Raw genomic sequence first — 21,749 nt, forward strand, 5'->3', positions numbered from 1 at the left:
GGTTAATTGTACCGCAAAACGTGCACCTCGCCCACTGTGATTAGAACATCGTTGGCACAATCCCGCCGTCCATACGAATAGCGTTACCACTAAAACCACCAACGGCAGGACTAGCGACAAGGGTAACAAGCTTGCCAATTTCTTCCGGGCGAATGAGTCGACCGAGCGTTGACGTTGGTCGATTCTTGGCCATGTATTCACGTTCTTTTTCTTCAAACGTTTGTTTCGGGTCAGGGTACAGATCGTTAATGAAATCGACCACGCCTTCAGTCAGTGTGGACCCTGGCATAACGGTGTTTACCGTAACGTTAGTACCACGAGTGACGTTGGCTAGGCTCTTGGATAGATTCAGTTGCATGGCCTTAGTCATGCTATATTGCGGCATTTCTGGGGATGGCATGATGGCGGCCTCACTAGCGATAAAGATAACCCGACCGAAATCAGCTTTCATCAGCCCTGGTAAATAAAATTTCACGAGGTCATTAGCACTTAAAACGTTGGTGTTAAAGTAGCTATTCCAAGTTTCATCATCGATGTCGAAATAATCCATGGCACCAAAAATACCTAGGTTGTTGATAAGGATGTCCAGTGTTGGAAACTTTTCTTCCAGTGTTGTGCGACCGTCAGATGTTGTTAGATCAAACGGTGCTGGTTGCAAAGATGCATCTGGGACAGCTTCGGTAATGTCGCTGATGGCCATTGAAACACTCTTCTGACTGCGGCCATTGATAATAACCGTGGCCCCCTCCCGAGCTAGTTCAGTAGCAATAGCTTTTCCAATTCCTTTGGTTGAACCTGTTACAAGGGCAATTTTGTGCGTTAATTGTAAATCCATATGGCATAATCTCCTGTCTTTTTGCAATCATCAGGTTAGTTGGTTATCAGTTAAAGAACAAGTAGGCACTTTTTGGTAACCGCTGAAAAAGAGAATCATAACAATTAATATATTTGTAAAACACGAACTATATAATTTATATTGAACATAATAGTTAATGTTTATCGTTGATTTAAGAAAAGTGCAATGATAGAATTCCTTTATTAACTTGAAAACGAGTTAACGAATGCTTTTATAAACACGAACTTTATTTAAATGTTCGAAATTAATTAGAAAAGTCAGTCACTCATTTGATGATAAGGAGACGTTAAGGTGAAACGTGCATTGATTAGCGTATTCAATAAAACAGGAGTTGTGGATTTTGCCAGTGGTTTGGTTGACTTGGGTTTTGAAATCATTTCAACAGGCGGGACTGCACGTCATCTAAGCTCCGCTGGGGTGCCAGTTATTAGCGTAGAGTCAGTGACACAGTTTCCTGAAATGCTTGATGGAAGAGTTAAAACGCTCCATCCCCGCATTCATGCAGGAATTCTTGCGCAGCGCGATAAAACTGAACACATGCAAACGTTGTCTGAAAACAATATTGAACCGATTGACGTTGTGTGCGTCAATCTATATCCATTCTCTGAAACGATAAATCGACCGGGTGTTTCACGTACCGAAGCAATTGAGCAAATTGATATTGGTGGTCCGACTGCACTGAGGGCGGCCGCGAAGAATGCTAAAGATGTTTGGGCTGTTGCAGATCCGAGCGAATATTCAGCTGTACTGAGCGGCATTAAGTCTGAAGATGCGACGTTACGCAGTCAGCTGGCGGCAAAAGTTTTTTCCATTACTGCCGCCTACGATGCAGCTATTGCACATTATCTAAATCCTGAACCCTTCCCAGAAAAATTAACGATGACTTATCAGAAGCGCCAAGCTCTTCGTTATGGTGAAAATGCACATCAACAAGCTGCTTTTTATACAAAGGAATATCCTTCGAAAATAAGTCTTGCATCTGCTAACCAGCTTCACGGTAAAGAACTCTCCTACAACAATATTAAAGACGCTGATGCAGCTTTATCCGCACTTAGTGAATTTGATCGACCAGCAGTGGTGGCGGTCAAACATATGAATCCGTTTGGCATTGGTCTTGGAGATGATATCGAGCAGGCATGGGACAAAGCATACAGTGCAGATAAAATGTCGATTTTTGGTGGCATTGTTGCGCTGAATAGATCGGTCGACCTTACCACAGCGACAAAGATGCACGCCTTGTTTCTAGAAATTATCATGGCGCCTGCGTTTGATGACGATGCTTATGCAATTTTGGCTAAGAAAAAGAACGTCAGATTGCTCACTATCGGATTAGGAAAAGCGCAACCAGGTGAACTTGAGGCGATTTCTGTAACAGGTGGGTTGCTTTTACAAAATAAAGATCGTCAGACTGAAGCAATTACTGATATGACCGTTGTAACAGAAATTCAGCCAACTGAGGCAGAACTAAAAGCTCTTCAGTTTGCACAAACTGTTGTGAAACATGTTAAGAGTAATGCCATTGTTGTAGCTACTGCTGATCAGACATTGGGCATTGGTTGCGGCCAAATGAATCGTATTGGTTCAGTGGAACTAGCTATTAGCGCCGCAAAAAAACAGCCTCGATTTAACGAGGCCGTGTTAGCTAGTGATGCCTTTTTCCCGATGGACGACTGTGTTGAATATGCGGCTAAGCATGGTATTCATGCAATCATTCAACCAGGTGGTAGCATCCGTGATCAAGATTCTATTGATAAGGCCAACGAACTTGGCATTGTAATGGTGACGACAGGTGTTCGACATTTTCGACACTAGTTTATGACCTGATGTTATTACGCCAAACATACAGAATGATAATCCGGGGGTATTTACATGCATTGGTTGGCTGATTTAATGGCAGCAATAGGCGTTGTTCTGAATGGGATTCCTCAAGGTATTATGGCCATGACTCTGGGATTCGCCATTTTTCCGACATCCTTTTCCTTCGCTTTTGGCGCATTAGTGAATGGCGCAGTCGGATCAGTTGCGCCTATTTCATTTCAGGCCGAGTCATTAGGCTTATTGAGTCGTTTAGGTCAAACACACCGAGAACGGTCGTCGATCATTTTTGGCGGTTCCATCTTTATGTTAGTTATTGGTTTGACAGGTACTTTAACGAGTATCGTACATGTTTTAGGAAATGGTATCATCGCGGGTATGATGGCAGGCGTCGGTTTAATGCTTAGTAAGATCAGCTTGACAATGGTTAAAAACGAACGAATTGCTGGCGGCACTTCTGTCGGCGTTGCTGTGCTGACATATTTATTAACGAAGGACTTGGTTTGGACAATTGTTTTATCCGTCATTGCATCAAGCATAGTGGCCGTTTATGGCATTCACTATCGGGTGGAACTGCCACAATACGTTGTAGAGCGGCGCTTTCACTTCTTGAAACCAATGGTTAATCTGCGAGTGATTCGGGGAGCACTAAGCTTAGCCTGTTTGAATATTGGCGCGAACATTTCATACGGGCTGGTAACTGGTCAGTTAACAGGCATTAAGCCAAATCCGGTGAACCTGAATATTCTGACGGGGACGCAGGCCTTTGCGGATATGGGAACGAGTTTACTTGGTGGGGCGCCAGTAGAAAGTATTATTTCGGCGACCGCAAGTGCACCAGAACCAGTTGTTTCTGGAATATTGATGATGTTGCTAATGGCACTTTTATTATTTTCCGGTTGGTTACCACGATTGGGTAAATATGTACCAGCTGCTTCAATTGCAGGATTTTTGCTAATTTTGGGAGCTGTGATTATTTTTCCAGAGAACGCTGCGTTAGCGTTGAAAGGATCTGGTGCATCGATTTCCGCGTTGACATTGATTGTCACAGCATTAGTTGATCCAATGTCAGGCTTATTGACAGGGGCCATTTTCAAATTTATTTTGCCAATAATCGGATTGGGGTTATGAGGATGGAAAAAAGTTATGAAGTTACGATAGGAGTTTTGAAAAGAAAGTTGCCGATTATTCCGATTAGTTCGACTGTTGCAATCGCATCGTTTGTTCTGCTCGGGGATACAGAAATGGCTAGTTATGCAGCCGCTGAACTTGTCAAACGAATAACTGAACCATTTGATGAAATCGTCACAATGGAAAGCAAAGGTATTCCGTTAGCTGAAGAAATAAGTAAAATAACGCATCGTAAAAACTATGTCGTCCTTCGCAAGAGTGTAAAGGGGTACATGGCTCATCCAATAAGTGTTCCTGTAAGGTCAATTACGACAGATGAGTCACAAACGTTAGTGCTAGATGGTAATGATGTTCTTCGACTTACTGACAAACGAATACTCTTAGTGGACGATGTGGTTTCGACTGGAGGTTCATTGACTGCAGCAGAAAATTTAATGGCTAAAGTTGATGCCAATGTTGTTTGTAAATGTGCGATTTTGGCCGAGGGAACAGCAGCAACGAGGGATGATATTACTTTTCTGGGGTCTCTGCCAGTCTTTTCAATTTAAGGCGTCCCAATAAAAATAGACAAAAAGAAACTGACCTAGGATCGGGGAATCCTAGGTCAGCCATCATTCTAGAGAGAGTCTTAACATATCTGGGGGGAGATACATTACGTCGGAGGAGTGAGGGGTATGAACTCCTTCGATGCTTATAATATACCGACGTTACCTAAAAGTAAGCTTAAAAAGACTTAATGAAATAGTTGCGAAACGCGGAAATTTCGGTGTTAACGTTTGTAAACGATTGATGTGACAACGTTTACGAGTTTGAAACGTGGCGTATATTTTTTGAAAAATTTTTAGTGACGCTTTTTTCCCTGGTGCCATAATTCAACTGATGCGTAATCTTCCTTCAACAAGCTAATCATTTGTTGAAGGTGAGCCTGCTGCGTACCAGATGTTTTGGGACTAAATACATAACGTGCCCAAGAACGCTGATAGCCAGGCGTCAACGTATCGAAGGCTTGACGGGCATCAGTATCTGTACCGATTAGTTGTTTGAGTTCGCTCAACCGATCTTCATAAGTTGCCACGCGACCAGATGGATTGTTAGCACGACGAGGATTGCTTGCCAGCCAAGTTAATCCCACGGCTGTATAGTTACCATCAAAACTCACCATCCGCGAAAACTTAAGGCCGGTATCAGCTACTGCACCGCTGTCCTCATCAACATTGAGAGCGGGGAAAAGAACATCGCGATGAATCCCAGACAGACCAAGTTTGTTTTTCAATTTTGGATAAATTAGGTAAAGATAGCCCCTAGATGAAAGCAATTTTTCGTTCGCAATCGTTTTAATTTCCGCGGCCATCATGTCTGTTGATAAACAAAAACTCAGAATGAGATCGTTTGTTTTTGTTGAGTCGCTGACTTGTTTAAGAGATAGTGTATCAATTGTATCAGGTTGATGACGGATTGAAACATGTTTGTACGTTGGGAGTTTGATTTTGTCGGCAAACGTTTTAGGCATAAGTATCACCTTTCATATATGCATTAATCTGAGCGTTAATTGTCATCGACAGCATAGCATAGTGCGCAAGAAAAAGGGGTTAAGTACGCCGCTTAAGACGCATTTAACCCCTTATATTTACTTCATCTTAGTGTAAATCAATAGCGACTGATCCCAACTGGTTGGCCATCTGGTAGCTGATCTTCATTAACGACAATCACATCACCGCCACGTTGAAGCATAGTGACACACAGTGAAGGAATAGCATTAGCGGCGGTTGGGTCGGTAATGAATTGATCACGGTCTAAGTGACCGTGCCACTCGGATGTGTCGGCGACGATTAAAGTCCCTAGCTGACCATGAGAAACAGCCGTGGCGATGTCGGTTGGTAATTTGACCTGATGATTGGCATTAGCAGCATCATGGTAAGCCTTGAGTCCTGTTTGAATAATTTGATCGGCATGCTGTTCAAATAAGGGTTCAACCCGTTGCTGAATCTGGGCAGTACTTAAGTTGGCAGGAGATTCATTCAGTACATAATCGGTGGAAACATGTGTTAATCGGCTGAGTTTGCGGAATAAAGCTTGATTTTCTGGTAAGGCAAACAGAATTAGCGGGCGTTGTGTATCTTTTTGCCAAGCTTGCATGAAGTTATCAACGGCTTGGAAGTAATTTGTCAGGTCAATATCTTTGCCGACATCCTTTGTGTGGTGCCCATGATAGCCGGCGTGTTCGCCGCGACTGACACCGTTAACGTCTCCGCCACGGATTTCTGTGCCGAGTGCTTGTGTCAAGGTGGTTGGCGCATCCTCTGGCAGAGGAGTTAAAATCACGCGATGATTACGAATTTGGTAAAGCTTAAACGAGTCACCATTTAGAGCAAGTAAATCGAAATCGAATGCGCGCTGTTGTTCACGCAGCAGTGGTCGTAACTCGGGCACGGTGCTTACAGACACTTGGTCAGTTACGTTGGTGGACAAATGATCGATGATTACTTGATCTGCTGTGGTTAGAACGGCGATGCTTTCTTTAATATTTTGTGCAAATAGTGCGTCGTCGCTGAGTGCCGCTGATACTCGCGGCTCAATGCTGGTCCACCAGTCGGTGCCAAACTGACGGGTGACGTGTTGCTTTGCCTGACGAATAAGATCCTGAACACGTAACCGTGTGTGTGGCCGATCAGCAGGATCAATGTTTGCGTAAATTGATACAACTGGTGCATCGGGATGTTGTGTTAATAAAGTTGTTAATGTAGCTGTATTTAACAGTGAGTTTGGCATATGCGTTATCCTCCTAATTTAAACACGTCTTAGTTGTTTAGGCATGCGTCCTTTAAGGCTTCAAACACCCGTTGGACGGAACTTTCTACTTGATAGCGTAGCAAGCACTACGGTTGGACGCGAATTATGTGCCTATGGGGATGAATCCGCATACAATGCCAAGCAAGCTGTAAATTAGTTAATTATTGAATGTAATTCTCACTGATTCGATTTGTGCAGCCGAAATGAAAAGTAGCTATTTTAAGCTGATATTATAGGCAAACTGGCGTTATGTGGTAGGAGGATCTTGCTTAAAAAGAAACTGTGAACGTCTATTAACACTATTTGATGAGAGGACATTTGAAAATGATAAGGGTGTGCTTTCGCAACATTATTCCTATTAGCAAATAAATTGAGAAAGCGTCAATTAACACAGGAAATGCAGGTTAACTGCTAGCCATTGGCCTTTGATTTAAAAATAATAACGATCATTTAACATCGGCTAATTATTCATTGTATAATTTAATTTGGTAAAACATTAGTCACTAAAGTATGTAGTGACTAATATAATTTATATGTTGAGTAAGGAGATAATTCTCAAATGAAAAAGCATAAGCTATTGTTTTTAATCCAGTTTATGGCGTTAGTGGTTAGTTTAATGGGACCGTTGATGTCCGTTAACACTGTAAAGGCGGCTAACGTTTCAGTATCTGGCCTGAATGCCAACGATGCGACTATTTGGGACGATGCTGGAAACAATGTTACCGGTCAAAAGGATCTCGATCGGTACAGTAACTATACGGCAAAATATCAATGGAAGATTGACGATGGGGTAATGATCTCTGCCGGAGACACGACGTCGTTCTCACTGCCAGATAATGTCGTTATGAATAGTGATGTCACATTTAATATCACCAATAATGATGGTAAGGTCGTCGGTACTGGGACTATTTTAAAAGGACAGTCACAAGGGACGATTACTTTTTCTAATGCCTTAGAAGATACTAATTTTAATCGCGAAGGCCATTTATTTTTAAATGTTATTGGGACACACTCTGGTGGTGGGCCAGCAAGTTATTTTATCAACAAAATTGGTTGGGTAGATGGCAGTACCTATGACAAACAAGGCTATCCTACTGAGGTTATTTGGGAAGCATCAGTTAATCCTGGAGCAGCAAATCTTAAAAATGTGGTGTTAACTGATACCCTCGGTGAAGGACAAGAGTACATTTCTAACTCAATGACTTTGACTAAGCGTCATGAAGAAAACGGTCAGTGGGTCGATGATGGCACAATAACACCGAATGTGACTGTAAATGGTAAACATTTGACGATTAACCTTGGAGATATATCCACTAATATTGATGTTGTTTACAAGGTCAAAGTCACAAATTTAAATTCAAATGGCGGTAATACTTGGAGTAACACGATTTCTGCCAATACATCAGATAGTCCAGACCATGGCACCACTGTGAATAGCAATGTTGTTTGGGGCGGCGGTGGCACCGGAAATGGATCAAGTGGTTCCGTTGACTTAGTAAAATATGATGAACAAACGCATGCTACGCTGGCAAATACAACATTTGATCTTTACAAGGACAACGTATTGATTAAGTCAGGCCTAACAACGGATGCTAACGGAAAAATATCAGTCGCAAACTTAGCAGCTGGAGATTATTCTTTTGTGGAACATCAATCCGCAGCAGGCTACCGATTGAGTAAGACTTCTATTCCGTTTACGATTAGTAAAGATCATCAACATGCCGATGTGTCGGCGTACAACACGGCGGTTGTTTCTGTTACTGGTACCAAAACATGGGTCGATGATAATGACGCTGCTGGCAAACGACCTCAGAGTGTCGTTATTGATCTTTATGCAAACGGCAGCAAGAAGGACAGTCAGACGGTTTCTAATAAATCAAAATGGCAATACGCCTTTGACAACCTGCAAAAGTATGACAATCAAGGAAAGGTCATTAATTACACCGTCAAAGAAGAACCTGTCGCAAATTATAAGAGTACTCAAACAAGCGAAGGATTTACCAACACATATGTGCCTAGCGAACCCGATAAACCTGGCGAACCGTCAAATCCGGAAACCCCAGGGACTCCGGAAGTACCAAGCACACCAGGAATTCCTGAAACCCCAAGCGTGCCAAGTACCCCAGAATTACCAAGTACACCAAATAAAACAGAAACTCCAAATACATCTGTTGTACCAAACAAACCAAGCACTTCATCCGAAAGTCAGGCAGCTTTGCCTAAAGCTGCTTTGCCGACACCAACAAATTCTGAGCCCCAAAACGGTGAAGTTAAGACGGCCAAGACAAATAAGGAAGGCCGTTTACCATTTACAAACGAAAAGAGCAGTGGTCTTTTCGCTGTCATCGGTGTGGCGGTGTTATTAGTTGCCGGTCTATTACTATTGCGTCGTAAACACAGTTAATTGAAATGCATCTTCTTCATCAATTAGCTCGGTGTGCTTAAGGATTAGACGGTCCTTCCACTAGTGATGTGGTCATGTGTATACGACTGCGGTTTGTCACAGACATGTAGGACAAATTTAGGACAAAATAGGACTGAACAGGGTATAATTTCCTCAGTTTAAGAAGGAGGAATTGATATGGAACTAACAAATACAGATTATGATATCTTAGATGCGATTGCCTCAGGCCGTGTTGAATCCGGGACGCCAGTGACTCATTTTGTAGACTACTGTGATAATGCAATCGGTGGGGATCCTCGGCCTTTGATCGACGCTGGTTACATCGAAGCGAGTGGCAATACCGTCGAAGGATTAACTGATCAAGGCAAGCAGGCATTAGCAGATCGTAAGACAAAGTAATAACGTCTGCCATTTTGTCCCTTAGATTAGTAAAGTGTGTCATAATGAATCAACTAACTAAGGATAAAAGGACGGATTTAAAATGAATCAGGAATGGCGTGAACAGGCAAATGCCGCCGTTCACGGGTTATTACTATGGGCAGCCATTATCAACATCTTTTCTGGTGTTGTTATTAGTTTGACAATGTTAACGGGTGGGGCATCATTCTTCGTTTACACGGTGACCTTGATCCCAGCCATTGTAGGTGTGTGGGAGTTGTCCAAATTGAATCAGCTCACGGATCGATGGCTGGCCAATGGTAGCGCGTTTTATCAGCAAGGAATTATTAGTGTGATCTTTGCTTCTTGGGTAGCGGCTATCCTATTGTGGATTGCTGGTCATCGTTTGCAGGTTATTGCAGCTAATCATCGAAACTAAAATAGAGTTGAATCATCAGTTTTTATCTTGAACAATCAAGTTTGTGATTGTTTGAAATAAGCTCATGGTTCAACTCTTTTTCTATGTAATTTTGAAAATACACATGAAACGTAATTATTTTGTAGCGAAATGGTTAATCACAGGTGTTTAGTCTGTATTTTTAGGCTAAATAGGGTATCATTTAGTTCGAACAAAAGTTTTCTAAATTTACATATTCCTGGAGGGAATGAAAATGAGAAAGTATTTTGCCGAGTTTATCGGAACTTTCATGCTTGTTTTCATCGGTACTGGTACAGTTACGGTTGCTAAAGGCGGCACTTTAGCCATTGGTTTAGCATTCGGATTGGCCATTACGATGATGGCTTACGCCGTTGGTGGCGTGTCAGGCGGTAACTTCAACCCCGCAGTATCTATTGCGATGTTGATCAACGGTCGTTTGTCAGCTAGTGACACCATTTTTTACATTATTTCGCAATTTTTAGGTGCCACAGTTGCTTCAGCCGTGTTGGACTTCTTTGAACACGCATTAAACTTGCCAAAGAGTGTTGGTTTTGGTCAAACGGATTTTCCTAAGATCTCTGCTGGCGCAGCGTTCTGCTTCGAAACAATTATTACCTTCTTATTCGTATTTGTGATCTTGATGGTCACTAGCGACAAGTTTGGTAACGCCACAATGGCACCAGTAGCAATTGGTTTAACCTTAGCCTTTTTGATCATTGTTGCCTTGAACTTGACCGGTGGTTCTTTGAACCCTGCTCGTAGTTTCGGACCTGCCATCTTTGCTGGTGGTACTGCGTTGTCTCACTACTGGGTTTACTTGATTGCCCCAGTATTGGGTGCTGCTATCGCGGCCTTTGTTGGTCGTTGGATGGGTAGCGAAGACTAGACTGATTTTTAAAACTTTATATACGAACACCCTGGAAACTTGACCGTTTGGTCAGGCAACCAGGGTGTTTTTTGATGTCGAACGCTGTTTTTCATTCAATGCTTGTACTGGCAATAAACATCACGAATCCAGAAAGTTAAGTAATATAAAAATCGTTAAATTCTTAGAAAACAAAAATTTTGTCAGAAAAGCATCTTTCGTTTTTTATTTTAATGTTCCAATAGTGGCCGATTAGTCTGTGATAAGGGCTTTTGAACCGTACCAATTTAAATAAAACTAATACTATTTAAAAATGCAACTAAATGTTCTTATAACGCATTAATTTACTATGTTTACAAATAAATTGTGCGATATATAATTAACAAAATGTGATATTTAACGATGCTAATTTTTCCGAAACAGAGTTTCTGAGGGGATTTATGAAAGATAGTGAGTTGGGTCGGTTCGCAACGGCACGTAAAGAACACTACAAGATGTATAAGGCAGGGAAGCGCTGGCTGTTTGCAGGCATAGCGCTACTTTTTTTTGGCACGGGAATGATTGGTACGGATCAGATGGTCTTGGCGAATCAAACTGGTGCTCAATCACAGACAACTGAGACTTCAATCACTGCTTCTTCAAGTCTTGGCAATGACGGAGCTGCCCAAAATACGACTAATAACAGTGCAGTCAGCAGTGTTATTAGCAGTAGCTCAATGACTAGTGCTGCTTCTGAATCCAATGCGGCTCAAGTAGCCAATTCAGCGCAACTGACAGTTAGTCAGCCGATTGATGCTAAAAATCCAGATTTAACTAGTGCTAGTAGTCAAAGCAGCGTTAACAGTAGTTCAGAAAAAAATCCTGACAGTAGCGCATTAACTTCACGTGCGTATTTGGCTCAGCAAGATATTAATCAGGTGCCGACAAGTGCTCCGGCTGAAAAACAAGCGGCTGTGACTGGCAATGTTATTAATCCGGCCACGCTAGTTTCACGTGCGCCACAGGCAGATGCTGTTTTATCGGTTGCTACTAGCCAAAGCGTAGTAGGTAGTCTTCAACAAAGTACGACGTCATTAGTATCGCCGTCGCAATCTGCCGTGACTACGGCCTCTGAAGCTGGCATCGTAACAGTTCAGTCCAGAGCAAAAACGACTGTTACACGTGAAACACCTTTGCCATTAGACACTAATACCAATGTGCCCGCGTCAATTGTTCAACAAGCTGTATTACCGACAGGCAGCACGTTAACAATGATTAATGGCATGACAGTGATTAATGTCCCAGATGCCACGACAACGGCTCAGCTGATAGAACTGAAGAAATCGTTGGCGCTTGTTAATCAACCTGTGATGATTACGCAAAAGGACGCCAGTGTTAGCCTGCCTACTTTAAGCAACAACATGGAAATTGGAACAGCTAACGGGAACGTCACCCAAGCCAATGCGTCGACACAATTCACTGGTAACGGGACCAGTGTGCAGTTTAACAATAATGGGACAGTTGGCCTAACGGAAGATAAAAATGATGAAGTGGGTCATGCCAACCTTAACAACACAGTGGATTTCACCAAATCATTTACGCTTAAGGGATCAGTTCAAATTGGGAATAAAACTGGACCGCAGGGTGGTGCAGATGGAGTTTCATTGGTATTTGTTCCGTCGCCGGAGAATCCGACACAAACTTATAATGGTCAACCTGGTGGTGGTCTTGGTGTGCCAGGTTTGAAAGATGCCATGGCATTTGTTTTCGATACGTATTATTGGAACGGTGGCGATCCGAGTCAGGTTTATATTGGCTGGCGGACAACAGATCAGTCAGGACAGTTAAATAGTTATTCGTATACCGGGCAGTCTAATACGACTTGGCGGCCAATGAATAAGGCGTTGATTGATGGTAATTACCACAACTTTACGATGACGTATACGATTCAGTCTAACGGGGACGGTTTGCTAACAATGACGGTTCCTGACAATGGTGGCAATGGGACAACTTTTACCAAGGTCATCCCTAAGGCCAATCAAACTAACTATACGTTATCCTTTGCTGCATCAACTGGTGGCTCAAAAAACGCTCAGGGAGCTGGTATTAGCAGCCTGACATACACTAAAGGTGTTTCCAAAGTGACGCTGAACGTGAAAACACCATCTGGTCAATCTGCGCCAATTACGGTGACCGCGAATATCGGGGATACGATTCACATCTATCCAGATAAAAAGTCGGCCCAGGCAGCAATTGACACAGGGATGGATCCGTCCACGGTTGTGGTTTGGGATAACAGTCTTGGCTATGGAATTAAGTCTGCTGTGGCCTATACAGTTAAAAATGATGCCACACAAACGACGCCAGAAATTGATACCGGTAATGTGGTTACAACAACCATTCACTACATTGACGCTACTGGCAAACAGATTAAAGATGATCGCACTATTTCTGGAGTCGATGGGACTGCTATTGATTTGTCTGCTGTTGAGCCGGCATCCGAAGTTAAGGGGACAGATGGACTCAATTATTTACTTACCAAATCACCAAATTTGAAGGAAACATTTGGTACCAATACGTCACTGACATACACGTTTACGGCCGATCCAACGCCGACTGTGACAGCAGATGAGTCACAGGTTAATTCATATCAGGCAATGACCAGTGGCGCGCTTTCTAGTGCTAAATCAGCGTTGGTTGCCGCCAGTTACGCTGCGTCTGTCTCACCGAATGATAAAAATGTTATTAATCAATATTCAGCAACTCAATCGTATTACACGGCCATTTTGGGTCAAGGAAGCGCAGCAATTAGTGCGCAGAGCGTTTTAGACTCAGTTAACGGCAAGGTCGCTGAGGTTATTACAACGGCTAATTCTGCTAACAGTTTGGCCACCAATCTTGAACAAACGTATCTGAAGGAACTGGCTGATGCATCAGCTGCAAATGTAGCTGCTCAATCGGCAAACTCGTTGTACCAGTGGGAAAAGAATAACTTTAAAAACGATTCAAACCTTGTTTACTATTCCAATATGGCACAATCTGATCAGAATAAAGCGGCTTCTGCTAACACAGCTGCCAGCTCGGCTACGCAACAATACAATTCAGCATTAGCAGTAGCATCTACGGCAATTGCCAACGCTTCTTCAGTAGCTAATAGTGCTGCAGCAGCGGCGCAAACGTTGACGAATGCAACCAGTATCACAGCGGCCCAAACGACATCCACTGCTTCTCAAGCTAAAAGCACGGCGGCTACTGCGACATCAATTGCCGCCTCCAACGTTGCCTCTACAGCGCAGAGTGTCGTGCACTCCGTTCAGTCGGCCGCATTATCCGCTGCAATGACTGCGATTCAGGCTAACATGACCGCTAGCCAGGCAATGTCATTAGCAGCTGCGGACCAGGCTAACGGGAATGTTCAAACTGGCGCCGGCACGACTTCGCAAAATGCGGATGCTGGGAATAAAGCGGCTCACTCTGCGAATAATGATGCTAATAAGGCATTACAATTTGCATCATTAGCTGCTAGTGCCGCTGATGATAATGACGTCAGCGCTGCGTACGATTATGCCATGAGTGCGTCTAGTTTGGCGGCTCAGGCGAACTCGGAAGCACAGGTAACGCACAGCGCGGCTGCGGTCGTCACTAGTTCGACAAAGACTGTGGCCAGTCAGGTTACCGTTGATAGTCAAGTGTCTTCACAACTGGCTAGCCAGGCCCAAAGCATTGCGTCGAATGCCGTTAATAATGCCGTAACCGCCAGTGGTGCGGCTGTTCAGGCCGTGACAAATGCCAATGCGGCCTCAGCAACGGGGAAAACTGACCTTGCGAATAACAAGGTTGTCAGTGCAGCCAGTTTAGCTCAGTCAGCTGCTAGTGGTGCGGCATCTGCTGCTTCCGTGGCCAGTTACGAGGCCAAACAAGCGACGTCATTTGCCAGTCAATCGAGTAACTATGCTTCTGCTGCCAGTGACTTTGCTTCGCGGGCATCCCTGGCCGCGGCTTCGAATGATGCGAGTTTAGCCAGTGAATATGCTGCTTCGGCGACGAGTGCCCAAACGGCAGCTTTATCGGCCGCTATGGTGGCTACCAGTCTATTCACGGTTGCTCAAAGCGCCAATGATTTCGTTCAGAGTGCTGTTAGTTCCGATAGTATTGCGGCGAGTTCTGCGGCAAAGGCCACCAGTGCGGCCGCGGTACAGGCTAGTGCGGATATTGGTACGATTCAAGACTTTGTGACGAGCAACAACTCGTTGAGTGTCAGGGCCGCTAATAAGGCCGTATTGGACAAACAAAATGCACGTGTTCAATCACAAGCATCAGCGGCCGCATCAGCCGCTGCCTCCACACAGTCTTTGCAGACCGTTGCAGCTGATCAAACGGCAATTGCTAATAATCTGTACAAATCCGCTCAGTCAGCCGCTGATCTAAACCAGGCAGACAATGCTAAGACATTATATGCATCGGCGTCAGCTGCGCAAAGTAAAGCCGACTCCGCGGCAAAAGCGGCGCGGGCTTTCTACATGGACTTCTTAGCTGAAGATGATGATATTGATGACGAGGTCAGTGCAGATAGCACTGCCGCTTCACAGGCCGCTTCCACAACGAAGTCAACAGATACCGATATGGTATCGATGATGACTAACCGCTCTGATGTTGCTTCCCAAGCTGATAGCATTGCGCAAAAAGCCGCCAGTAATGCAGCAACTGATAGTACAAATACCGAAGTTCAAAAATCGGCTGTTGCTATCAGTCAGGCAGCGGATTCTGCGGCCTCGTTTGCAACTCAGTTATCTAGTGATCGGGCAACAGTTGACCAACTGACGAGTACGGCATCTACGGCTGCGTTAAACAATGACGCGACAGGTGCTTCTCAAGCTGCCTCAACGGCGGCATCAATTGCGAGCCAGGATGCACAATTAACGACATCGTTAACGTCATTAAATACTATTGTCAGCCAGACAGCGCCGATTATTGCCAACGCAGTCCATGTTGATAGTGTTACTGCTAGTGAACAAGGTTCCGATGCGGCAGCAGCAGCCTCCACTGCTTCTGGTGAGGCAGTAACAGTCAGTCAGCAAAACAGCAACGTTAATAAAGCAATTTCTGAGGTTGCCAGTGCTGCGTCAGCGACGACCGCTGATAGCGCGCTACAAAGTTTGGCCAAACAAGGGCAGCAGGTTGCTAGTACCGCGAATAGTATTGAAACGACGGTAAACGGCTTGGCTAAGCAGGCCAGCACGTATAGTTCGATGGCCGCATCAGCTGCAGCGTTGAACGATGTTAATGAGGCTACCAAAGATGCCTCATTAGCAGCCAGTGCTGAGCATCAAATTCCTAGCTTACAAGATTCACTTCAAGGATTAATGAGCCAAGCAAATTCACTGGCCGTTGCGGCTAACCAAACGGCCATCGCCGACAGCACGGCTGCTGCCATTCAAAACTCAGCTGCTTCAACGGCTGCCAGCATTGCGAATAAGGCAACGATTGCTGCCGCTAGTGAGGGAACAAATGTTAATAGTATTCTGAGCGCTGCTAATTCTGTGGCAGCTACGGATCCTAAAAACGCAGAAGTTACCAATCTAATTAAGGGTGCTAACTCTCTGGCAAGCGCGATTGTGAGCGATAACCAACAAGCGTCATCTGCTACTAGTGAAGCTAATTCTTACGCAGCGTTAGCAGCTTCTGCCGCGGCCAACAATGATGCGTCATTAGCTAGCCAGTATGCGGCCAAGGGTTCTGCTGCCGCTTCGACTGTTAGCTCTTTAGAGTATCAAGTTGATAGTTTGGCTTCTCAGGCAAACAATATTTACAGTCAGATAACGACTGATATTGCTGGTGATGGTAGTGTTGCTAATTCAGCGGTTAGCGTCGCAAACAGTTTAGCTAGTCAGGCAACGCGTGATGTTGAACAAACCAACAGTGCCGCTTCTCAAATGACCAGTGCTGTTAGTGACGCGGGTCGATTAGTGAACACGGATAGCGCGAATACTGATTTAGGCGCCATTTTGACGTCTGCCAATCAGCTTAATAATCAAGTCAGTGACCAGAAAGTCAGTCTATCAACGGCAACTAGTATCGCTGAAAGTGCAGCTAGTGCGGCGTCAAACGCGGCCTTGCTGAATGATCAGTCAGCTGCAAAGTCGTTGGCGTCCGTGGCATCCACACAGGCCAGCACAGCGAACAGTATCGCTTCGACGGTTGCCAGCCTTCAATCAGGTGTTAACAGTGTTCATAGTCAAATTGCCAGCACAGTTGCCTTAGATAGTAATAATGCGTCAACAGCGGCTAGTGCAGCTAGTGTCGCGGCTTCAACGACGACCAGTGTTGCCGACCAAACAACGCAAACGGCGTCAACGGTCAACTCGTTGGCAAGTAAGGCAGCATCAATTGCTGCCCGTGATCCGAAAAATAAAACGGTTCAAAGCGAGGCCAGTGCGGTCAACTCATTAACAAGTGAAGCTTCAACCGCTGCATCTGCTGGAAGTGTTGCTGCCAGTAATGCTAGTGTGTTTGCTAGCCAAGCTGCGTCGGCTGCGGCTTTGAATGATGCCAGTGCAGCTAGTGCGTTTGCCAGCCAGGCTGCTTCTGCTGAATCGTCAGCGGATTCTGACGATACGGTCGCCAATGGGCTTGCCGCACAGGCTAAGTCCTTAACAAATGATACGCAAAATACGTTGATTCACGATAGCATTGGTGCCAGTCAGGCAGCGGATACGACCAGTAGTGCTGCTAACGTGGCTAGTATTGCCAGCTCACTGGTTGATAGTTTGGCCAGTGCAGCGAGTGCTAATGCCGCATCAGTTGCTAAAACGACGACTAGTGATGCCAGCAATACGCAATTGACGACGCTTTCCAAGAGCGCTGCCGATCTAGCTAACTCGATTAATGGACTGATTGATCAGGCCAAACAAGCCGCAGCAAGTGCTGCCACATTAGTGGATAAAGCCACTAGTGCTGCTAATGACAATGACTTTGCGACTGCCAGTCAACTCGCTAGCGAGGCAGATTCAGATCAAGATGTCGCTAATAGTTTGGAAACTAAGGCTGAGTCATTAACTAGTGATTTTAATTCAGTTGCAACGACTGTCGATCACACGGTTGCCAGTGATTTAGCTAGTCAGGCGGCCAGTGCGGCGTTGTCAGCCGATAGTGCCGCACCAATTATTAAAGCGGCCTCCGCAACAATAGCGACTAATTTGAGTTCATTGGCCGTTGTTGCTAATCAAGATCCTCATAACGCAAGTATTCAAATGGCCGTTTCAACAGCAACGAGTTTGGTCAATAAGTTTGCGACAACTGCTAGTGAAGCCAGCGCTGCTGCAGCATCAGCAACGGATTATGCAAAGAGTGCAACCAGTGTTGCCAGCTTTAATAAACCAATTTTAGCGAGTCAGGATCAGTCATTAGCTCTAAGTGCTGCCAAGGTTGCCAATGATTTGGCCTCGACAGCGGCAAGTGCACAGTCTGAAGTGACGAGTATTATGAACTCGGCCACATCAGCATTGGCTGGCGATAGTACCGCAGCAAAAGATGCTACTATGTCTGCTGGCAACACAGCCAGTAGTGCGGCAACTGGTGTAATGACCAGTAAAAATGTGGATAGTCAAATAACCAGTACCGTTTCGAGCACCAGCTCACTGGCTAAGACGGATTTAATGAATTCAGAAGTTCAAAGTCTGGATAGTAGTGCTACAAGTATCGACAGTGAAACGATGAGTTTGAACACCGTCGTGTCACAACAGGCGTCGATTGCTGCGAGTGCTGCGAGTGTTGCTTCCTTGGCAGCTTTAACAAACGATCAATCAACGGCTCAGTCTGCTGAAAAAGTGGCCACGTCAGCGGGAGCAGTGGCCTCCGCTGATGTGGCAAAGATCAATCAATTGAACGATTCGGCCACGTCAATTTATGCTCAGGTGCAAAAGTTGGTCACAGATGATCACAAAGTTGCAAGCCAGGCTGCCGAAAAGGTAACGACAACGAGCACAACTGCTAGTGGCGCCAACAAGACAATTTCAGATCAGCGTGCTGTTATCAGCAGCTTAGTGAACGAGCTGAAATCACTGGCTGGTGCGGATACAAAGAACCAGGCAGTTTCAACTGCCGTCAGTCAGGCAGTAGTTGCGGCCAAGTCAGCTGACAGTCAGGTTGCTTCGGCTACGTCAACGATCAGCAAATTGGCATCCGTGACCAGTGCGGCCAATTCCGCGGCTTCGTTAAACGATGTCAGTGGCGCTACGAGTGCACAGTCGGCCGCTACGTCTTTAAATGATGATATGACGAGCGATCAATCTGCGATTAACTCATTAGAGTCGCTAGTTCATAGTTTGGCTGACGATGCGAACGACAAAGTGACTGCCGATCACACAGCTGCCTCTGAGCAGGTAACCTCGGCGACCATCCATGCCAACATTGCGACAAGTGAGGCGGCATCGACGAGCAGTCAAGTTGCGAGTGTTGCAGGTTATACATCAGCTGGTAAAAAGTTGGCTGCCACAGATTCAGCTAATAAGACAGTACAGAGTCTAAACCAAAGTTTGGCATCGTTAGATTCTGCTGCCAGTGCGACATTATCTGCGGCCAATTCAGCTGCCAGTGTAGCGCGTTCGCTACAATCATTAGCTAGTGCCGCGGCTGCCTCTAATGATCCAGCATTAGCCACTAAACTGACCCAGTCGGCCAGTGCTGCAGCATCCACTGTGGCCAGTTTGGAAAGTACTGCCGACGCGGATAACACATCGGCTCAGTCATTAATGACGGCTCTTTCAGATGACGTCAAGGCAGATGCGAATGCGGTAAGCCAAATTGCCGATGGGGTTAACGATAAGGCGAGTGCGGCAACTAAACAGTCCAGTGATGTCAGCAAGCAGGCAGCCTCATTGGCTGGCAGTGCCGCAACATTGACAACGGCTGTTCAGTCGGGAGCAGATAAGGCAAACAGCAGTTACCAAAGTTTGATCAGTCAACAAGTAGCAACACAGTCGGAGTTAAACTCGGCAGACAGCCTAGCCGCCAGTTTGAACGATGTCGCACAACAGTTAGCTAGTCAAACGGCTTCCGCTGCGGCCCTAAACGATGTTAGTGCCGCAAGTAACTTTGCAGTGAGTGCCGCAAATGTCCAAAGTTTGCTAAATTCTGAACAGAGTGTTGCTAACTCGTTAGGCAATCAGGCTACTGCCAATAATCAACTGATTGCGCAGGCATTAAGTGCCGATAGTCATGCCGCTAGTTTGCAAGCATCTGGTGCAAGTAATGCTGCGAGTGTCGCTGGGTCGGCCACAGCAGCCGCTCAACATGTTGTAAATGGGACCAGTCTCGCTGCATCGACGGCTAATCAAGATGCCGATAAAGATACGGCCAACAAAGCCGTCAAGAGTTGGGCTAGCCAAGCAACTTCTGCTGCGAGCGCCGCTCAGTCAATTGAAAAGATTCTTAGCGCAACCGCAAGTACCGCTGCATCATTAGCCAGTCAAGTAGCATCTGCAGCAGCTGACAACGATGTTTCTGCCGCCAGTCACTATGCCAGTGCGGCGGCATCAGCTAATGCCAACACGCAGACACTCACAGATCAAGTGCAAGGTTTGACCAGTCATGCTACTGATTTACAATTATTGGTCAATAATACGGTTACGACAGACACATCAACGGCTGCTAGTTACGCCAGTGAGGCAACGAAGCAGGCATCCAGCGCTGCTTCCGCCAACCAGTCCACTGCTTCGCTAGCATCAGTGGTTGCTTCAACATCAACGGTTGCGACCAGCGCGGCCGGAACAGATAAACAAAATGCCAGTGTCCAGCAACTTTCTAGTGAAGTGGCGCAGAAAGTTAATGAGGCGACTAGCGCTGAAGCGGCCGCAAGTGAGGCTGCCGCTTTAGCCAACGACTTTGCCAAATCTGCTGCCAGTGCGGCTTACACTAATGACGCATCAGCAGCTAGTGAATGGGCCAAGAAGGCACAAAGCGCTCAAGAAGCCGCTACTAAAGCGCAACAGTTGGCGACTTCTGATGAGGTTGCTGCTAGCCAGGCATTAGCTAGTTTGCAAACGGCAGTCAAAGCCGATTCAAGTAACGCTACGAGTGAGGCAAGTGCAGCCTCAGCAGCTAACGAGGCCACTCAAAGTACTGCCAACAATACGACCAGTCACGTTAACTCAGCAAGTGCAACTGCAGCTCAGACCGGTCAACAAGCTGTAAGTGACCCGGCGAATGCAACTGTTCAAAGTTTGGACAAACTTTTACAACAGCAAGTCTCTGCGGCTCAAGCAGCCGGTAAAGTTGCCAGTAGTGCTGCCAACTTGGCGAGTGTGTTAGCCAGCGAGGCGGCTAGTGCTGCGTTGTTGAATGATGCTAGTGCTGCCAGCCAATTTGCGAGTGCAGCTGCTAGTGCCGAACAGGTAGCAACATCTGCTGCACAAGTGGTTCAGTCAGCTGAGGCAGCCGTCCAACAGATGGCGACAGCGATTCAGCAGGCAGTTAATACAGACGCGCAAAATGCCAGCGTTGCGGCTAGCGAAGCAGCCACTGCAGCAAGCCAAACGGCTCACGCGGGCGTCTTGACACCAGATGGTCAAAATCTGGCCAATGCTGCTCAATTAGCTAGGGATGAAGCCCAACGCGATGCCCGGTTAGCTGCTGAGGCAGCCGCGCATAATGATGTCGCATTAGCCCAACATTATGCACAACTAGCCCAAGCTGCATTAGAACAAGCTCAACAGTTACAGACTCACGCGGATTTATTGTTACAAGCGAACAAAGACCCCAACGTGAACGGTGCTTCGACCCCAACCATTGACCAACAGGCAGCATCGGCTTCACAGACTGGAGAAAACGGCGGTCTGACGATGGTTTCAACGCGTCCTGGTGCGTTTGCCAAGCAGGCTGTTCAACAACATCGACTGATTCCATCTGCCGTGATTAAACCAATGCGGTTCAAACATGACGGGGTGAATTCAACGACTAACAACAAAAAACTACCTAAAACGGGTGAACAGGGTGACGCTAACCTCCGTTTAACAGGCGTGACTAGCCTTGCTTTACTCGGTTTAGTCACACTATTGGGACTTGGCGAGCGAAAACGGCATTAAAAAAAGGTATT

The 21,749-nt window shown here is 45.7% G+C and carries 11 protein-coding genes; 8 read left to right on the plus strand and 3 right to left on the minus strand.

Annotation, left to right across the window (positions count from 1 at the left end; all coding sequences use genetic code 11):
• Nucleotides 1–40: 40 nt before the first annotated feature.
• A complete protein-coding gene (locus LDK34_RS00835) occupies nucleotides 41–835 on the minus strand; it encodes an SDR family NAD(P)-dependent oxidoreductase (RefSeq protein WP_236941174.1) in 795 nt (264 codons plus the stop codon).
• Nucleotides 836–1,147: 312 nt separating this feature from the next.
• Between LDK34_RS00835 and purH the strand changes: the two genes are divergently transcribed.
• Genes purH through LDK34_RS00850 form a run of 3 tightly spaced genes read left to right on the plus strand, consistent with a single transcriptional unit; the run spans nucleotide 1,148 to nucleotide 4,350 of the window.
• Nucleotides 1,148–2,668: a bifunctional phosphoribosylaminoimidazolecarboxamide formyltransferase/IMP cyclohydrolase gene (gene purH, locus LDK34_RS00840; RefSeq protein WP_236941175.1), complete on the plus strand. Its 1,521-nt coding sequence runs from the start codon at nucleotides 1,148–1,150 to the stop codon at nucleotides 2,666–2,668.
• A 57-nt stretch (nucleotides 2,669–2,725) separates the two neighbouring features.
• A complete protein-coding gene (locus LDK34_RS00845) occupies nucleotides 2,726–3,802 on the plus strand; it encodes an NCS2 family permease (RefSeq protein ID WP_236941176.1) in 1,077 nt (358 codons plus the stop codon).
• Nucleotides 3,803–3,804: 2 nt separating this feature from the next.
• Nucleotides 3,805–4,350, plus strand: a complete 546-nt coding sequence (locus LDK34_RS00850) for a phosphoribosyltransferase family protein (RefSeq protein WP_236941177.1) — start codon at nucleotides 3,805–3,807, stop codon at nucleotides 4,348–4,350.
• 293 nt (nucleotides 4,351–4,643) lie between these two features.
• Here the strand turns inward: LDK34_RS00850 and LDK34_RS00855 are convergent, their stop codons facing one another.
• Complete coding sequence (locus tag LDK34_RS00855; protein WP_236941178.1) at nucleotides 4,644–5,312, minus strand: YdeI/OmpD-associated family protein; 669 nt, start codon at nucleotides 5,310–5,312, stop codon at nucleotides 4,644–4,646.
• A 137-nt stretch (nucleotides 5,313–5,449) separates the two neighbouring features.
• Nucleotides 5,450–6,571 (minus strand): baeRF6 domain-containing protein, encoded by a 1,122-nt coding sequence (locus tag LDK34_RS00860; RefSeq protein ID WP_236941179.1) that lies wholly within the window; start codon nucleotides 6,569–6,571, stop codon nucleotides 5,450–5,452.
• 580 nt (nucleotides 6,572–7,151) lie between these two features.
• Between LDK34_RS00860 and LDK34_RS00865 the strand changes: the two genes are divergently transcribed.
• The 5 genes from LDK34_RS00865 to LDK34_RS00885 all read left to right on the plus strand — a co-directional run bounded on the left by LDK34_RS00865 (nucleotide 7,152) and on the right by LDK34_RS00885 (nucleotide 21,738).
• A complete protein-coding gene (locus LDK34_RS00865; RefSeq protein ID WP_236941180.1) occupies nucleotides 7,152–8,996 on the plus strand; it encodes a Cna B-type domain-containing protein in 1,845 nt (614 codons plus the stop codon).
• Between the two features lie 177 nt (nucleotides 8,997–9,173).
• Entirely contained in the window at nucleotides 9,174–9,395 is a 222-nt protein-coding gene (locus LDK34_RS00870; RefSeq protein ID WP_161002613.1) for a hypothetical protein, read from the plus strand.
• A gap of 82 nt (nucleotides 9,396–9,477) precedes the next feature.
• Nucleotides 9,478–9,813, plus strand: coding sequence for a hypothetical protein (locus tag LDK34_RS00875; RefSeq protein ID WP_017261136.1), 336 nt, complete (start codon nucleotides 9,478–9,480; stop codon nucleotides 9,811–9,813).
• 232 nt (nucleotides 9,814–10,045) lie between these two features.
• Complete coding sequence (locus LDK34_RS00880) at nucleotides 10,046–10,699, plus strand: MIP/aquaporin family protein (protein WP_236941181.1); 654 nt, start codon at nucleotides 10,046–10,048, stop codon at nucleotides 10,697–10,699.
• Between the two features lie 419 nt (nucleotides 10,700–11,118).
• Nucleotides 11,119–21,738, plus strand: coding sequence for a KxYKxGKxW signal peptide domain-containing protein (locus tag LDK34_RS00885; RefSeq protein WP_236941182.1), 10,620 nt, complete (start codon nucleotides 11,119–11,121; stop codon nucleotides 21,736–21,738).
• The last annotated feature ends 11 nt before the right edge of the window (nucleotides 21,739–21,749 follow it).

The organism is Furfurilactobacillus milii (assembly GCF_021654115.1).
GTDB lineage: Bacteria > Bacillota > Bacilli > Lactobacillales > Lactobacillaceae > Furfurilactobacillus > Furfurilactobacillus milii.

Excerpts from the sequence above, each read along its gene's own strand:
- LDK34_RS00875 (WP_017261136.1), top strand. The coding sequence starts at position 9,478 with ATGAATCAGGAATGGCGTGAACAGGCAAATGCCGCCGTTCACGGGTTA.
- LDK34_RS00870 (WP_161002613.1), top strand. The coding sequence starts at position 9,174 with ATGGAACTAACAAATACAGATTATGATATCTTAGATGCGATTGCCTCA.
- LDK34_RS00880 (WP_236941181.1), top strand. The coding sequence starts at position 10,046 with ATGAGAAAGTATTTTGCCGAGTTTATCGGAACTTTCATGCTTGTTTTC.
- LDK34_RS00835 (WP_236941174.1), bottom strand. The coding sequence starts at position 835 with ATGGATTTACAATTAACGCACAAAATTGCCCTTGTAACAGGTTCAACC.
- LDK34_RS00860 (WP_236941179.1), bottom strand. The coding sequence starts at position 6,571 with ATGCCAAACTCACTGTTAAATACAGCTACATTAACAACTTTATTAACA.
- LDK34_RS00855 (WP_236941178.1), bottom strand. The coding sequence starts at position 5,312 with ATGCCTAAAACGTTTGCCGACAAAATCAAACTCCCAACGTACAAACAT.
- LDK34_RS00865 (WP_236941180.1), top strand. The coding sequence starts at position 7,152 with ATGAAAAAGCATAAGCTATTGTTTTTAATCCAGTTTATGGCGTTAGTG.
- LDK34_RS00845 (WP_236941176.1), top strand. The coding sequence starts at position 2,726 with ATGCATTGGTTGGCTGATTTAATGGCAGCAATAGGCGTTGTTCTGAAT.
- LDK34_RS00885 (WP_236941182.1), top strand. The coding sequence starts at position 11,119 with ATGAAAGATAGTGAGTTGGGTCGGTTCGCAACGGCACGTAAAGAACAC.
- LDK34_RS00850 (WP_236941177.1), top strand. The coding sequence starts at position 3,805 with ATGGAAAAAAGTTATGAAGTTACGATAGGAGTTTTGAAAAGAAAGTTG.